Below are 15862 nucleotides of genomic sequence, written 5' to 3' on the forward strand. Positions count from 1 at the left end.
TGGCGTCTTCGGCAGGCATTAACGTAGTTTTAAACATTTGGCCGATTCTATACCGGCAAAATGACTGCGAAAACCTTCGACGTAACGGTATGGACCACGGCCTTGCGCAAGGCTTTCAAACGGCCTTTCGACACCCGATCGGGGGATAGGACACGTTAGCGCCTTCGAGAATAATGGGTCATCGCGACTGCGGTCGCTCCCATTGAGGATGAAACGAAATGCTTAAGGCGTTTTCAGTTCCTGTTACTCCGCAAGGGCAATCCGCACTTGCGACGATGCCGCCGTGGCACTATTCGAGCGACTGTCTGGCCATCGAATACTGGGCCGATCCGAAGGCCATCGCGGCCTTGCTTCCACGTGGCATGACCGTGGACGAGAAATCAGGCGGGCGCGCCTTCTTCTGGTTTCTGGACTGGCAGTTCACCGGGTCCAACGACGAATTGACGGACCCGGCCCGCTATCAGTACCGCGAGGCCTTCGTTCTGGTCGAGGCGGTATTCGACGGCGTGCCGGTCAACTATTGCCCATACATCTTCGTCGACAACGATGCGGCGATTGCCCGCGGATGGGCGCAGGGTTTTCCGAAGAAACTCGCGAGCGTCTATCAGACCCGCAGCTTCTCCGCGCCGAGTGCAGCGGCGGCGCCGCTTGCCAAAGGGAGCCGCTTCGGCGCCAGTGTCTCGGCGCACGGCGAACGCCTGGCGACGGCCCGTATCCAGCTCGAGGAGCCTGTCGCCGACCCGACGACCGTGTTCAACCGCCCGACGACCATGCGCCGCTACTTTCCCCAGCTCGCCGCCGGGCTTCAGGACAAGCCGCCGGTCGACGAGCTGACCATGTCGCTTACGGACAATCTGGCGATCGTCGATGTCTGGACCGGAACCGCGGAGCTGAAACTTCCCGAGGTCGCCGGTGAGGACATGCACCTGATCGCTCCGCTGCGCGTCGGCCGCGGTTATCGGCTGGGGATGTCTTACTCGGTGACGGATCTGCGGATTCTGAAGAACTACGTCGAGTGACAGGCCGGAAACGTCAGGACAGGAGTAGCCTCAATGCCGCTTTATACCTTGATGACTCAGGATGGCGTACTCAGCAGCGAGGCCAAGACCCGGCTCGCGGTCGAACTGACGGAGCTGCACTCGTCGTATTCGGGTGTGCCGAAAAACTGGGTGCATGTGGTGTTTCAGGAGTATCCGCCCGGCAACGGTTTCACGGCCGGAGAAGCGGCGGCCACCGCCGCACTGACGCTTCTGATCCGGACCGGCCGCCCACCTGAATACAAGCGCGAGCTGATCCAGCGTCTCTGGAAGCTGTTTCAGACCGCGACCGGCGCGCCCGATGACCAGATTGTCATCGGTATTCAGGAACTGCCGCCCAGCCAGGCAATGGAAATGGGGAAGATCATGCCGGAGGTCGCGAACGAATAGCTAGCTCACTAGCTCAATAGCTCACTAGCGCGCGATCATTCGAGCCAGGGCAGCGCCCGCGGCGAAACGATAAACGTCGTCAGCTTTTCATCGGGCTGGGTCCACACCAGCCCGAACTGCATCGAATCCGCATTCGGCAACGTGAAAACGTGCGGTCCTTCGAGGAACTGGCCATCCCATCCAAATGCCCGGGCGGCCTCGGTCGCGGCCTCGTATTCCGAATCGACAAGCTGAAGCGAGAACTTGCCGCCGTCCGCCTCCACCAGTTCCCTGATGCGTTCGAGCGTCGGCATCCAGTTGAAAGCACTGGCCGGCCGGGGCATTGTGTACACGCGCCATGTCATCGTGGCTATCCTCAAATCAGGTATTCGTGAGCCGGCCCGGCGTTCGCCAGGCGAGGGCGTTTCCTGGTTGACGGCAAAAAAGTCAAATTCTTGACAGTGGGTTTCACGGACAGGGACGCGGAGCGCACTCAGGAATTCCTTACGGAGAATTCCATATCGGCCTAATTCAATATCTGGGAGTCCTGACGGCGCTAGCGGCGCAGCGTGTCTAGTATCGACTTGCGGCGATCGCTTGCGTCTGTTCGAAGCGCCGTGCGCTCAAAGTAGAGCCGATCCGGCCGGTGCCGCGGGGGTGGTCGAATGAATCAGGACACGCAAGGCTTGATACGCGAGATGAATCTCGCCTATCTTCTGCTGATCCAGCGCCTGCTGGCAGAAGACAGAAGCACGGCCATGGGTACCCTTGGCGTCTCGCCCGAGGTGGCCGATGTTCTGCTGGCCCTTTCGCTCAAGGAACTCACGAAACTCGCCTCGGTGTCGCAGATTCTGTGCTCGTTTCGCTTCAATGACCATGCGGTGCTGTCGGCGCTAACACATAGCCAGGTTGAAGCGGCCGCGATGACGCGCACGTCGTCGTCCGGGACTGCCTCAAGCCGTGCCGAGGTCGGTACACATCACGCGTAACCGCCGGCGTATTGGCTCATGATGTCGAGGTTGCCCAGGTGTTCGCGGGGAATCTCGTCGCCGACCTGGCCACGCCGGATCACCAGCACCCGCTGCGACACCGCGGCGATGAAATCCAGATTCTGTTCGACCAGCACGATGGTGAGCCGGCTGCGTTCGCGCAGCAGCACTAGCGTCTCGGCGATCTCATCGATGATCGACGGCTGGATGCCCTCAGTCGGTTCGTCGAGCAGTAACAGGCTGGGATTGCCGGCCAGCGCGCGGGCGAGGGCCAGTAACTGCTGCTCGCCGCCCGACAGCGATCCGCCGGTACGGTCGAGCAAGGGCTTGAGGCGAGGGAAGTCGGCCAGCAGCCGTTCGAGCGCATCTGCCGGGCGCTGGCCGGTCTTCAGGAGTCCGAGCCGAAGATTGTCCAGCGTGCTCAACGCAGGAAAGATCTCGCGGCCCTGCGGTACGTACGCCATCCCGCGTCGCGCGCGCGTGTGGGGTGCCGCGCGTGTCACGTCGGCGCCGTCGAAACGGATCGTGCCCGAAGTCGCCGGCAACGCTCCGATCAGACTGCGCAGCAAGGTGGTCTTGCCCATGCCGTTGTGGCCGAGAATGCCGATCGATTCCCCGCTGGCGATCGACAGCGACACATCGTAGAGCACCGGGATCGAGCCATAGCCGGCGCATAGATCGACAACCTCAAGCATCATCGGACTCCGCTCATTGCGGTTTCTTGCCAAGATAGATCTGCTGGATCAGCGGGTCGCTCATGATGCGATCCGGCGTGCCTTCGCGGATGATGGCCCCCTGGTGCAGCACTGTGACCGTCCGCGCGATCTTGCGGATAAAACCCATATCATGCTCGACCACGACGAGCGCGTGCCGCTGGTTGATTTCGAGGATCAGCTCAGCGGTGCGCGTAACCTCGGCATCGCTCATGCCCGCCGCGGGTTCGTCCAGCAGGATCAACGGCGGGTCCGGCGCGATCACCACCGCCAGTTCGACCCACTGACGCTGACCGTGCGCGAGCAGGCCGACCGTCGCATCGCGGTACGCCAGCATGCCGACGCGTTCGAGCGTCGTCCGCGTAACCCGTTCTGTCTGTTGCGGCGTGTTCACCCGGCGCGCAGCGAGCCAGACGTTCTCCCACACGCTGAGCCCGTTGAAGAGGCTCGGCACCTGGGTCTTGATGCCAATGCCCAGCCGAGCCGGCTGATGCGGCTGCATGTTCGAGATGTCCTGACCACGAAACAGGATCTGCCCCGAGGTGGGTTTCACCTGGCCGGTGAGCAGCTTGAAGAAGGTGCTTTTGCCCGCACCGTTCGGCCCGATCACACAGCGCAGTTCCGCCTCCGCCAGGGTGAAATTGACGTCGCGGGTCGCGTGGACGCCGCCAAAGCGCACGTTCAGATCGCGGGTTTCGAGGAGCGGCGTCATCGCACGGTTTCTCCATGCGGATCGAGCTTTGCGGCTTGATCGATCTTTGCCGCCTGCGGCCCCGCATCCAGGTCCTCCTTCACCACGGCGTTGACGTTGGCCGTGTCGCGCCGACGGCGTAAGCGCGATACGAGCGCGGCGCCGAGCGAGCCCACGCCCGGTACGATTCCCTTGGGCACCATCAACACGAACACCACGAGAATGGCGCCGAGGACCAGGTTGGAGTTGATGGTCTGCTGCGTGCCGATCTGCGTGGTCAGCCACTGGATGGCGACACAGCCCACCACCGGGCCCACTAACGTGCCGAGGCCGCCGACGATCACCCAGATGATGATCTGCGCCGATTGCGCGAGACTGAATACCGTAGGGCTGGTAAAGGCGCCCCAGTTGGCGAACAGGCATCCGGCCAGTCCGGCAATAGCTGCGCCGAGAACGAATGTGAACAGCTTGTAGGCGCGTGCGTCGTAACCGAGCAGCAAGAGACGCTGCTCGTTTTCCTTGCTGGCGACGATAACCCGGCCCGGCTTCGTGGCGAGCAGCGCCCTAAGGAGCAGATAGACCAGCAGCAGCGCGCCGAACGACAGCTCGAACAGGCCGCGCGGCCCGATCGTGTCGTCGATATTGCCGGGCATATTCAACGGCGCGATACCCGGTATGCCGTTGAATCCGCCCAACGGCGCCGTGCCGATTTTCCACTCCGGTCCCGCGGTAGAGTTGATCAGGTTGAAGAGGATCAGTGTTACGGTCAACGTGATGACACCCATGTAGACGTCGGACAGCCGTCCATAGAAGATCAGATAGCCGAGGATCGCTGCGAATGCAGCGGGCAGCACGATGGCCAGCACGAAGGGCACGGTGCTGTCGCCGAGATTGGTCACGGCGATCGCGTAGGTATAGGCGCCTAGCCCGAAGAAGGCGGACTGTCCGAAACACAGGATGCCGCCATAGCCCCAGATGAAGGCGAGACTGATGGCGAGGATCGACATCACGACGTAGACGGTTGCCTGCACGAGGGCGAAGTCGTCCAGCACGTGGGGCAGCACGAACAGCAGCGCCAGGCCCAACGCAATGGTGAGCGCGGCGCTTGCCCACGACCTCGAGAAGCGCTGCAGCGCGTCGGGCCCTTGCGCCGGCTGGCTGGAGTGCGCAGGCCTCGTCACAGCGACCCCTTGAAGAAGCGGCCGGTAATGCCCTGCGGCAGTAGCCGCAACATGATGATCGCGCCGACCAGCAGTGCGACTTCGCCGAACACGGGCGTCGAGGCAAAGGTGGCGATCTGGTTGATGGTACCGAACAGCGTCGACGCGCTGACGAGGCCGATGACAATCGCCGGGCCACCGCCTATTACCGTGATGAACGCCTTGGCGATGAACGCGCCGCCCATCGTCGGCACGACACCGGTCAGCGGCGCCAGCAGGCCGCCCGCGAAGCCGGACAAGGCCGCACCGATTGCAAAGGTAGCCGAATACACAAGGCTTGGGTTGATGCCCAGCGCATCGGCCATCTGCGGATTCTGCATGGTGCCGCGTGCGATCAGACCAAGGGAGGTATGCAGGAGGACCCAGCGCAAGGCGAGCGCCAGCAGTGCGCCGACCGCGATGATCACGAGCGTATAGCTGCTGACCGAGTAAGCGCCGATCGTAAAGTTGCCAAGCGGGGCCGATACTCCAGCGGTCGTATTGCCGGCAATCGACGTCACCGCGCCGATCAGCAGCAGCGACAAACCCCACGTGGCGAGCATCGTGTCGATCATGCGGCCATACAGACGACGGATGAAAACCCGCTCCAGCACGATGCCGATCAGGCCCACCGTCACCGGCGCGACGACGAAGATCGCCACCCACAGATTGATGCCGAGCCGCATCGCTTCAATAGTCGCGTACGCCCCTAGCATCATGAACTCGCCATGCGCGAGATTGATCACCTTCATCATCCCGAAGATGACCGCGAGCCCCGACGAGATGACAATCAGGCTTGCGATCGCATACAGGATCTGAATCAGGACGATAGCGGCAAGATCCATCAGCGGCTCCTTGGGACGGCGCGCGGCCGCTTCACGCAAGCGTCAAAGCTTGATGACATATTGCTGGTTGTCGCGCGGGTTCTTGATGAGATTGCAGACGGCGCTGGTATCGCTCGGCGGTTGCGCCTGGAAGGTCTCGACGATATCGAGCTTCTTGTTGCGAACCTCGGCGATATTGACGTTCAGCACGCAGTGATGCGTGGCCGCATCGATCGAGACCTTGCCGCTGGGTGCGTCGATGCTGATACCCGACTCCAGCGCTTCGATCACCTTCATGCGGTCTAGCGTACCGGCTTTTTTCACGCCCTGCGCCCACAGGTTGAAGCCCTGGTAAGTGCCCATCGCCAGTTCGGTGATGTTCGGATAGTTGGCGCCGAAGCGCTTGTGAAAGCGGTCTTTGAACGCTGTATTGACGGGGTTGTCGATCGTCTCGAAGTAGTTGTAGCAGACGAGAAAACCGTCGCATTCGTCGGGCGAAAGCACGATCTGCTCGTTGCCGCCGGCAAAGGTGGTGGAGGCAAGCGGGATCTTCTTGTGCAGACCCGCTGCGGCCCATTGCCGATAGAACGACATATGCGCGCCGCCCACCAGTGCCGAGACAATCATGTCGGGCTTGGCCGCTTCGATCTTCGAGATCGACGGGCCGAAGTTCGTGACGTCCAGCGGGAAAAAGTCGATCGAGGCAACCGTGCCGCCGTTGTCCTGCACGAATTTCTTGACCCACTGCGAGGTAATCTGACCGTAGTTGTAGTCGGCTGCGACCACGTAGACCTTTTTGCCCCACTTCTTCATTGCATAGGGCACAAGCTTTGCCACCGTCTGGCCCGGCGTCACGCCAGTACAGAACGTATTGCGGTCGCACACGCCGCCCTCGTACTGGGTGTTGTAGAAATACAGGGTCTTGTAGCGGTCGAGCACCGGACGCATGACCTCGCGCGAGGCGGAGGTGATGCCCCCATGCACGACCGCGACCTTGTCCTTCAACGCGGCCTGCTGCGAAAACTGCGTGTAAAGCTGCATATTCGACTGCGGGTCGTAGGTGAGCAGTTTGATCTTCTTGCCCAGCAGTCCACCTTGCGCGTTCCATTCTTCGACGGCAAGCGTCAGGCAATCGGCCATGGGCTTGCCGTAAATATCGAGTCCTCCTGATAAATCGGTGATCCCGCCCACGACGATTTCATCTTCGGCCGATGCGGCAAACGGGATACCGCAAGCCGCACCGGCAGCCAGCGAGAGAGCGGAGGTCTTGATGAAGGAACGGCGATCCATGGAAAGATTCCTGAAGGTGAACAAGATCGAATACGAGCGCCATGTTAGCGCTCTCTACGGCTAATCCGCCAGCGGCGTCAAAGCGTTTTCCAGTCCGCGGCCTGTTCGAATGCGTAAGCGCCGCGATAGATCGTTGCTTCGTCCCAATGCTTGCCGATCAGCATCATGCCGACCGGCAGACCTTCGACCATGCCGCATGGCACGCTCATCGCCGGGTGGCCCGTCACGTCGAACGGGCAGGTGTTGGGCAGCATCTCGAAGGCACGCTGAACCACTTCCTCGAGGGGCGCCCCCGCGGCGGGCAATGGAGTCGCAGTCAGCGGCAGCGTCGGCATCAGGAGCAGGTCGTAATCGGCGAGCGCCGTGTCGTACGCCAGTGTCAGTTGCCGCGACAGGTTCTGGGCCTTCGCGTAAAAGTGGCCACGATAGTGCTTGATGAAGTACTCGCCGAGCACCATGGTGAGCTTCAGCGTCTCCGAGAGTTCGTCTGCACGTTCGCGCCAGCCTGCATGGAAGTCCACCATGCCGGTCACATACAGTCCCTTCCAGTTAAAGCCGTGGCCGTTGTCTTTCATCATCTGCTGGGTCGCGCCTTCGGCCGCGATCGGCAGCCAGATAGCCGGGCCGAGCAGATGCATCGGGATCGATACTTCGCTGACCTTCGCACCCAGATCGCTATAGCGCGCGGCGGCTTCGCGCACTTTCGCATCGGACGCCGCCTGCGATTGCGGCCATCCGAAGCCCTCCTTGACCACGCCGATCTTCAGACCCTTGACGCTTTCTTTCATCAGGTCGCTATAGGGCTTGGCCGTCTGCCCCGCGTACTGACGCGGATCGAGGCCGTCAGGGCCGGCAAGGACTTCGAGCATGAGGGCGTTGTCGGTGACGTTCGCGGTCATCGGGCCCGTGTGATCGATCGTCAGCTCGATCGGCATGACGCCGGTGTAAGGCACGAGACCATGCGTGGCTTTCATCCCGTAGACGCCGCAGTACGACGCAGGCATGCGGATCGAGCCGCCCTGATCGCCGCCGATCGCCAGATCGACTTCCCCCGCGGCCACCAGCGCCGCGCTGCCCGACGACGAACCGCCGGCGGAATATCCCCTGCGGTGCGGATTGTGGACAGGCGCAGGCGAACTCGTATGCGAGCCTCCGGAAAAGCAGAAGTACTCGCATGTGGCCTTGCCGACAATCGTCGCGCCAGCGTCGAGCAAGCGCGTCACGATGGTAGCGTCCACATCGGGCACATAGCCTTCCAGCGTCGACGCGCCATTCATCATCGGCACACCGGCAAGGCAGACGTTGTCCTTGAGTGCGACGGTCTTGCCAGCCAGTTTGCCGCCCGGCGCGCCTTTGACTTCCACTTTGACGTACCACGCGCCGTAGCGGTTTTCTTCGCCGCTCGGACGATAGCCGGGCGTTCGCGGGTAAGTTACGCGTGGCAGATAGTCGGGGAGGGCATCGACGACATCGTAGGCGTCGAAGTTCGCCTGCAGCAAGCCGTTGTAGCTGGCCAGTTGCGTTTCGGAAAGATGGATGCCGAGGCTCAACGCGACATCTTCAAGCTGGCTCAGCGTAGGACGTTTGACTGCCATGGTTGCTCCGTAAGTTGAATTCCGGACAGACCTGCGGCTACTGTGCTGCCGGTGACCATTCGACGATGGATGACGGCGTTGTCAGGCGCCTGAATGCCTGACCAACTTGCGAGCAATGGTATGGACGACTATTTTCTGCGTCAACCATTTTATTTTCCTTGGAAAATAAAATGACGACGGCGGGGCGCGGCGCGATCAAAGATGGGTCAGCACGCGGAACGCGTGACCGTCGACCCTGGCCAGATAAATCGGCACCCGATTGACCCGGCCGCCAGCGTAAACAGCGCCACGAGCGCTGCGATAGGAAAGGGGCGCGGTGCCGAGGCGCGCCAGACTGGCGCTAGTGGCGTTACGCTGATGCGCATCGTTGAGCAAAGCAGCAAGGAAGTGGATGCCTTCGTAGGTGGACTGCCCAAACGTATCCAGCGTCGGCGCGCGAACGCCGAAATGGCTGTGATAGCGCTCCTTGAACGACTGGTTGGCGTCGGTATCCAGTGATGCGAAATAACCAGAGGCAACGTACAGGTTGTCCGTGTTCCGTGCGCCGATGCCGAGCAGTTCGTTCTCGCCGAGTGCGCAGGATAGCCGCAGAACGTGCGAGGCCAGACCGGCATGGCCGAAGGCGCGATTGAAGTCCACCGCGTCCTGGCCGATCAAGGAGAGCAGGACGGCGTCCGCACGTTGCTCGCGAATCTGGTCGAGAACGTATTCGTAGTCGCCGCCACCGAAGGGCAGAAACATCTCGCCGACGACGCTGCCGCCGGATTCGGCGACGAAACGGTGCGCGACCTGATGCGACGCGCGCGGCCACACATAGTCATTGCCGACGAACATCCAGCGCCGTGGACGGTGGCGCTCGTTGAGCCAGTGAATGGCAGGACGCAGTTGTCTGGAGATCGTTTCGCCGATTGCGAATACACCGGGCGTGCGCTCGCCGCCCTCGTAGAGCGGGGTGTACACGAACGGTATGCGGCCGCCGATTGCGCGCAGGAGGTCATGGCGAACCGCACTGGTGTGCATGCCGACGAGGGCATCGACGGCGCCTTCCTCAACCAGTTCGACCAGACTGTCTTCGATCGCCTGCGCGTCGTCGCCGGCGTTGAGGGTGATTAGCCGGCAAGGCCGGCCGGTGATGCCCGACCCGCTGTTGAGCTCGGCCACGGCGAGGCGCGCCGACGCCAGCGCGGACGGCCCCCAGATGCCCGCGGCGCCGCCGAGCGGCACGCACAAGGCGATATTCAATTCCTGCTTGCTGCTACGGGTACCGGGACGCTGACTCATCGATGGGCGTGTGATGCCAAAGTGGTCGAACACGTAAGCGAGGCTGGCCGCGACGCCTGAGCGGCAAAAACGTCAAGCCGGACGCAAGCGTTGCACCAACCACGGGCGGACGAGCGCCAGCTTGGCACATTTTCAGCCAGTTTTGCACCGATACTTTCCACGGAAAATTAATTTGCGTAAGATCGATGCCATTGCTTCGACACCATGCATCTACCATGCCCGAACACGACCTTTCGCAGTACCTCGCCTGGCTGCTGGCCTCGGCGCACCGGCAGATGAAGCTGGGTATAGCCCAGTCGATTGCCGATGAGGATGTCAACGAGGAGCACTGGCGCATCCTGCAGGTCGTATCCGACGAGCAAGGTCATTCGATGGGCGAACTCGCCGAGCAGGTACTGCTGAATGGGCCTGCACTGACCAAGAACGTCGACAGACTGGTAAGCCGCGGACTCGTCCAGCGCGCACAGGACGCCCAGGATAGTCGCAAGGTGCTGGTCTATATCAGCGATCGCGGGCTGGAGATGGTGGGGCGATTGAAGCGCAGTGTGGATGCGCATCACGAGGCGATTGAAGAAGCACTTGGACCACGCAACTCGAAGCAGTTAAAGCGCCTGCTGGAACGGCTGATCGCGGAGTCGCGGCCGGAATGAAGCGTGGTTTGCGCGACGTTGCCTAGGCGACCATCAGCGGTTGTTCGAGGAAATTTACGACTTCGCTTGCCTGGATGGGTCTGGAATACAGATAGCCCTGAACCATCAGACCGCCCAGCGTTTTGAGAATGGCCAGTTCGTCTCTCGTCTCGATGCCTTCGATAATGCAATCGAGGTTCATGTCCCGGCTGAGCGCGAGGAGCGACTTGACTATCTTGTAGCTCGTGGGATTCGTGTTCAGATCTGTCACGAAACTGCGATCGACCTTGATCTTGGTGAGCGGTAACGCATGAAGGTGCGTCAGGCTCGAAAAGCCGGTTCCAAAGTCGTCGAGAGAAATACCACAACCGAGAGCCCGCAACGTCTCCGTGGCACGACGGACCTGCGCAAAATCACGAATGAACGCGGTTTCGGTTATTTCCAGATCGAGACGGCCAGGGTCGAAGCCGCTCTTGCCGATCTGCGTGATGATGTCGAGGACGGTGTCCGGCGAACTCAGATCGTGGGCGGACAGGTTAAACGAAAGACGGATGGTCGAAGGCCAAAGCAGCGCGTGAGCTAGTGCTTTTTTCAGTAGTGTTTTAGTGATCCTCTCTATCATTCCGGTGCGCTCTGCAACGGGAATGAACTGCGCCGGCGTGATGGCCCCCAGGGTGGGGCTGCCCCATCGGGCCAGTGCTTCGAATCCAATCGTCGAGCGGTTCGAAACGTCGACAATCGGCTGGAACACAACCGTCAGTTCATCCTCGAGGTTGGCATGCTGCAGTGCCTGCTCGATCTTGGCTTCGTAGCGGATCTTCGCATCGTGGTCGGTGGAGAACAGCGTCACCTTGCCACGACTGCTGCGCTTTCCGTGATACAGCGCATAGTCGGCGTTGGCGAACAGCTGTGTCGTGTCGCTCGCCATATCGGGAAAGACCGAGAAGCCGATCGAGCCGCCTATTTGCAGCGTGATATCGCCTAGCGATGCCACAGCTCGTATAGCAGAACAGATCAATTCGCCATTCGCGACCAGTTCGACTGTGTCGCCAAAGTTCGACGCCACGATCGAGAACTCATCCCCGCCCAGTCTCGCGACATAGTAATTTTCCGGACATGCCTCGACGAGGCGCGTTCCAATGATCTGCAGCAGTTTGTCGCCGGTGGCATGGCCGTAGATGTCGTTGACGAGCTTGAAACCATCCAGGTCGATAATGCCGACGGCAAGAGGCGTTCCATCGGATTTCGCTCGCGCATAGGCGAAATCGAGGTACGAAAAGAACGCGCGACGGTTGGCCAGCCCCGTCAGGCTATCGATATTGGCCAGCCGGAAATTCTCCGCGCGCGCACTGACCATGCCGGTAAAGTCACGATAGTGAACCAGCAGTATGGCGAGCATCGCCGCGGAAACAAGCGCCGTGTTGACGGCGATCGCGACAAAGACCAGCGTCCCCGAGAGAGCGAAGAAAATAACAAAGGAGCCGTTGACGATGAATGCAACCGTGAAGGCAGCCGGCCGCAAATGCATCATGCAAAAAATCACGCCAATCACGGTGATGGCCATATAAAAGGCTACGTGAGCCTTTTCATACGGATCGCCGTAAGGGAAGAGCCCGAACGCCCACAGCGTGAAGGCGAGAGCAATAAAGGGCGCGAGCCGTTGGGTACGGGAGAGTGCTTCTAACGCAATCTCATGGCTTGCTTCCTGCCGCGAGCGACGCAGCCAGCCGATCAGCCGCACCACCGAAATCACAGTCATGATGACGGGTATGTCGACGGTCAGCCAATGCGGCGCCACGTGCATGTGCGTCGTCGCGAGCCCCCATGTATTGATCATCAGGACCACATACATGAGCGGCATCTGGAACGTGAAAGCCCGGTACTGGGCGATCAGCAGATCCGGATTGTCTCGCGGGATGCTCGCAATTTCTCTAACGGATTTCAGGAGTTTCGTGAGCTTCATGATTGCGCATTCCCGCGGGTCCATCGCTAACGCGTTCAAACCGCAACAGCGGACTATCAAACTCGAATCTCGGCTCTCCTAACGGTACCGATACGCAGCCTGTCTGTTGTCCAAAGTTGTCCTTGTTGCGTGTATCGATCGTGTATGTCCGCAGCTGAACTTTGTGAAGCTAAGGTGAAAGGACCATAACCATGGTTGCTACTTCGGTATACGGCAACGTCCATCGATCTCTGTAGTGCGCCGATGTAGGGATTGCCTGAAATTTTCGTAAGGATGTGATTTTTTGGCGCGTGGGAGTCCGGTTTCATAGGGAAAACGCTGAATGGAAGCTGTTTTTTGAGCGTCACGAAACGTTCATTCAGGATTACCTTACGAAATTTTCAGCCGGCGCCGATCTTCAGCGGCAGCCCCGTTTTGCCGTATAACTCGCTGTGTCTGGAGATAGATGGCTCCAGTGCTTCTGGTCTCTCACGTCCTGATCCTCGAAACTCAGGATTTTATTGCGTCGTGCTTGCACGACGCATTTTTTTTGCAGCGCCAGCCGCATCCTGCTCTGCGCTATTGGCCGGGGTGGCGGAGGGGTGAGCTTGCGCCAGCGCCAAGGTCTCGATAGGAAGCGTTGTCGCGGCATCGATTGCATCGAGATAGCTGAAGTGATAACGGTCGTATGCCGCTTGCCGTCTTCCGAAGCCATGGTAGAAATCGCCCTGAAACATTGTCCAGAATCCCAACGGGTAGTTTGCGCGCTCCATGTAGGTGTCCTGCTGCTGCGCGTCGTCGCTTGGGCCGTCGAGAACCAGGTGCTCAAGTGTCTTCGATTCGCACAATGCGACCGCCAGGATACAAAATATGGCGATGAGGAGAGTGCCGAGGATTGTCGTGCGCATGTTGAACCGAATCAGGTTGATATCGGTGAATACAGACTCATGCAGGACAACAAAGTTTTTTTACTCGATCTTACCGGCGATTTCTTCGTAACGTCGACGACGTCGGGCCTATATAAAAAAAGAGGCCCGCCGAGAGAAGGGCGGGCCTCAACACATACGTCGAGGTACCAACGGCGCTACTACGAGGGGGTAGTAGCGCGGAATGGATTGTACTGAGCCGGTACGGGTGTCGATGACGTAGTAACCGCGCGTAAGTAAAGCGCGGGGTTGGGTTTGCGGTGTCGACAAAAGTCGCAGCAAGTAACCAAGTCCGATGTAGTCATTGCCTGACAGGGTTTGTCCTGGGCTTTGGTGCCTGAAGAAGTACTCCCATCATGCCGATAAATGTACCAAATGGTTAACATTAAGGGGCACCGGCGTGAAACTTTCTACAAAGCTATTGGTGCTGGTGATCGCTGCGTTGCTCGGCGTTGCGGTCCTGGCGGTGACAGCGGTTCAGACCTTGCGCGGCTCGCTGGTCGATAGCCGACGCGAGCAGATCGTCATTCTTCTGACAAAGGCCGAACATCTGGTCAGCCATTACCGTGATTTACAGGCGAGTGGCGTTATGACTCGCGATCAGGCGCAACAGTCCGCCAAGGATGCGATTGCGCAACTCAATGCCAATACCCAAAGCTATTATTGGGTTACCACTTCGGAAGGGGTCAACCTCGTACATCCAGTTGCCCGCTTCATCGGCACAAAGGCAAAGGGCAATAAAACCACCTCGGGGCTGACAGATAGCGAGGCATATCGCCAGGGCATGGCGGCTTCGCATATTGCTCTCGTTGACGTGCTCGTGAAGCGCACCCCGGACGCGGAAGCCGTACCGAAACTGCAGGGCGTCGTGGCCATTCCGGACTGGGACTGGTGGATCGGAACCGGGTTTTTCTACGATGACATCAATGCGGCCTTCAACAAGCTCGCGACGCTGCTCGGCTCCATTGCAGCACTCATTTTTGCAACCGTCGGCCTGCTCGCGTGGGCGGTAACACGTAGCGTCACGCGGGCGCTGGGCGGCGAGCCAGCCTATGCCGCCCAGATCGCGTCGCAAATCGCGAGCGGCAATCTCGACATCGAAGTGCAGAAGCGTCACGCGCACCCGGGCAGCTTGCTCGTTGCGCTAAACGACATGAAATCGAAGCTGGCCGCGATAGTTGCAGAAATTCAGTCCGCGAGTTATTCGATTGCGACGGGTTCCGGTGAAATCGCGCAAGGCAATCTTGATCTGTCGCAACGGACCGAAGAGCAGGCGGCATCACTGGAAGAAACAGCGGCCAGCATGGAGCAGATCACGGCCACCGTCAAACAGAATGCAGACAATGCGCGGCAAGCCAACGCGCTCGCCTGCCAGGCCACTGCAGCGACTGCGCGAGGGAGCGCGGCAGTGAAGGACGCGATCGGCACGATACGCCAGATCGCGGGCGAGTCAGACAAGATCGCTGAGATCACGACCGTGATCGAAGCGATTGCGTTTCAGACCAATATCCTCGCGCTCAATGCGGCCGTCGAAGCAGCAAGGGCCGGCGAGGAAGGCCGCGGTTTCGCGGTAGTGGCAGGTGAAGTGCGTGCGCTTGCGCAACGTAGTGCCGTGGCAGCCAAGGACATCAAGAGCTTGATTCAGGTATCCGTTGCGAGTGTTACCGATGGTACGCGGCTCGTCGAGGCGGCCGGTGAGCGCATGACTGAGATCGTGCAATCGATTGACCGGGTCACCGATATCATGGGCGAGATTTCGGCCGCATCAGACGAGCAAAGCACCGGTATCGAGCAAATCAGCCGGGCCGTGTCGCAGATGGATGAAGTCACGCAACAGAATGCGGCTCTGGTGGAGCAAGCTGCTGCAGCGGCTTCGTCGCTCGACGAACAAGCCGGGCGCCTGCGCTCCGTGGTCGGCGTGTTCCGGCTCGCTACTGTCTAGCCCGCATGTGACGCAGCCTCGGTTGGGAATCGCTTCTTCAGATCGGCGGTGAACTTGATGCCGTGCGTCGCGGACGGCGTAGGCATGCAAAAGGACCATCTCAACCGTCCTGCCGTCACGCTTGCCTACGTTACTCACCGTGCATGGCCAGGCGCGATATCCGCGACATGGTGCGACTCTCATGCGCATAGCAGGTGACGCGGACAACGCGAAGGAGGCAAAGCGCCCGATGAAGCTGCCGTATGGGCGCGAGCGGGTCATGGCATCGAAGAAGCTGAGTGCGCAGAGGCTATATTGGGTAAATTTAATTTTACATAATATAAATTATCGAACTTTTGTCTGTCAGAGCTTTTTAGAAATGTCCGGTTCTGGCTCATTAGAAATGTCCGGTTTCCTGCTCCGGTCCGGCTGCTGTGGCGCATGCTGCGGCATCAC

16 protein-coding genes are annotated in these 15862 nt (G+C 60.1%); 6 read left to right on the forward strand and 10 right to left on the reverse strand.

Annotated features, from left to right (window positions below):
- Positions 1 to 218 precede the first annotated feature (218 nt).
- Both P3T20_RS31270 and P3T20_RS31275 read left to right on the forward strand, forming a co-directional pair.
- The gene (locus P3T20_RS31270) at positions 219 to 1019 is read left to right on the forward strand and encodes an acetoacetate decarboxylase family protein (RefSeq protein ID WP_074268419.1); all 801 of its coding nucleotides are present in this window, start codon (positions 219 to 221) and stop codon (positions 1017 to 1019) included.
- A gap of 33 nt (positions 1020 to 1052) precedes the next feature.
- Positions 1053 to 1427, forward strand: coding sequence for a tautomerase family protein (locus P3T20_RS31275; protein WP_074268420.1), 375 nt, complete (start codon positions 1053 to 1055; stop codon positions 1425 to 1427).
- Positions 1428 to 1462: 35 nt separating this feature from the next.
- Here the strand turns inward: P3T20_RS31275 and P3T20_RS31280 are convergent, their stop codons facing one another.
- Positions 1463 to 1771, reverse strand: coding sequence for a hypothetical protein (locus P3T20_RS31280; protein WP_074268421.1), 309 nt, complete (start codon positions 1769 to 1771; stop codon positions 1463 to 1465).
- 300 nt (positions 1772 to 2071) lie between these two features.
- Here P3T20_RS31280 and flhD point away from each other — a divergent pair, with 300 nt between their 5' ends.
- A complete protein-coding gene (flhD, locus tag P3T20_RS31285; RefSeq protein WP_074268422.1) occupies positions 2072 to 2395 on the forward strand; it encodes a flagellar transcriptional regulator FlhD in 324 nt (107 codons plus the stop codon).
- On the opposite strand, the gene P3T20_RS31290 is transcribed toward flhD, so the two are convergent.
- The 7 genes from P3T20_RS31290 to P3T20_RS31320 form a co-directional block, all read right to left on the reverse strand.
- Entirely contained in the window at positions 2386 to 3093 is a 708-nt protein-coding gene (locus P3T20_RS31290; protein WP_254369025.1) for an ABC transporter ATP-binding protein, read from the reverse strand. The genes flhD and P3T20_RS31290 overlap by 10 nt on opposite strands.
- A gap of 10 nt (positions 3094 to 3103) precedes the next feature.
- Complete coding sequence (locus tag P3T20_RS31295) at positions 3104 to 3820, reverse strand: ATP-binding cassette domain-containing protein (RefSeq protein ID WP_074268423.1); 717 nt, start codon at positions 3818 to 3820, stop codon at positions 3104 to 3106.
- A complete protein-coding gene (locus tag P3T20_RS31300) occupies positions 3817 to 4980 on the reverse strand; it encodes a branched-chain amino acid ABC transporter permease (protein WP_074268424.1) in 1164 nt (387 codons plus the stop codon). The genes P3T20_RS31295 and P3T20_RS31300 overlap by 4 nt, the downstream gene beginning before the upstream one ends.
- Positions 4977 to 5843 carry a branched-chain amino acid ABC transporter permease gene (locus P3T20_RS31305; RefSeq protein ID WP_074268425.1) on the reverse strand — a complete coding sequence of 289 codons (867 nt, stop codon included), beginning with the start codon at positions 5841 to 5843 and terminating at the stop codon, positions 4977 to 4979. The genes P3T20_RS31300 and P3T20_RS31305 overlap by 4 nt, the downstream gene beginning before the upstream one ends.
- A gap of 42 nt (positions 5844 to 5885) precedes the next feature.
- A complete protein-coding gene (locus P3T20_RS31310; RefSeq protein ID WP_074268426.1) occupies positions 5886 to 7112 on the reverse strand; it encodes an urea ABC transporter substrate-binding protein in 1227 nt (408 codons plus the stop codon).
- Between the two features lie 77 nt (positions 7113 to 7189).
- Positions 7190 to 8707 (reverse strand): amidase, encoded by a 1518-nt coding sequence (locus P3T20_RS31315; RefSeq protein WP_074268427.1) that lies wholly within the window; start codon positions 8705 to 8707, stop codon positions 7190 to 7192.
- Between the two features lie 195 nt (positions 8708 to 8902).
- Positions 8903 to 9988: a substrate-binding domain-containing protein gene (locus P3T20_RS31320; protein WP_429288828.1), complete on the reverse strand. Its 1086-nt coding sequence runs from the start codon at positions 9986 to 9988 to the stop codon at positions 8903 to 8905.
- A gap of 215 nt (positions 9989 to 10203) precedes the next feature.
- On the opposite strand from P3T20_RS31320, the gene P3T20_RS31325 reads away from it, so the two are divergent.
- A complete protein-coding gene (locus P3T20_RS31325) occupies positions 10204 to 10638 on the forward strand; it encodes a MarR family winged helix-turn-helix transcriptional regulator (RefSeq protein WP_083611706.1) in 435 nt (144 codons plus the stop codon).
- A 22-nt stretch (positions 10639 to 10660) separates the two neighbouring features.
- Here the strand turns inward: P3T20_RS31325 and P3T20_RS31330 are convergent, their stop codons facing one another.
- Both P3T20_RS31330 and P3T20_RS31335 read right to left on the reverse strand, forming a co-directional pair.
- Entirely contained in the window at positions 10661 to 12580 is a 1920-nt protein-coding gene (locus P3T20_RS31330; RefSeq protein ID WP_429288829.1) for a putative bifunctional diguanylate cyclase/phosphodiesterase, read from the reverse strand.
- A 497-nt stretch (positions 12581 to 13077) separates the two neighbouring features.
- Entirely contained in the window at positions 13078 to 13467 is a 390-nt protein-coding gene (locus P3T20_RS31335; protein ID WP_429288830.1) for a hypothetical protein, read from the reverse strand.
- Positions 13468 to 13885: 418 nt separating this feature from the next.
- Here P3T20_RS31335 and P3T20_RS31340 point away from each other — a divergent pair, with 418 nt between their 5' ends.
- Together P3T20_RS31340 and P3T20_RS31345 are read left to right on the forward strand one after the other, a co-directional pair.
- Positions 13886 to 15427 carry a methyl-accepting chemotaxis protein gene (locus P3T20_RS31340; RefSeq protein ID WP_429288831.1) on the forward strand — a complete coding sequence of 514 codons (1542 nt, stop codon included), beginning with the start codon at positions 13886 to 13888 and terminating at the stop codon, positions 15425 to 15427.
- 229 nt (positions 15428 to 15656) lie between these two features.
- Positions 15657 to 15862 (forward strand): hypothetical protein (locus P3T20_RS31345; RefSeq protein ID WP_429288832.1); only part of this gene is annotated, 206 nt, incomplete at its 3' end.

It is taken from the genome of Paraburkholderia sp. GAS206C, assembly GCF_050435645.1.
Lineage (GTDB): Bacteria > Pseudomonadota > Gammaproteobacteria > Burkholderiales > Burkholderiaceae > Paraburkholderia > Paraburkholderia phenazinium_B.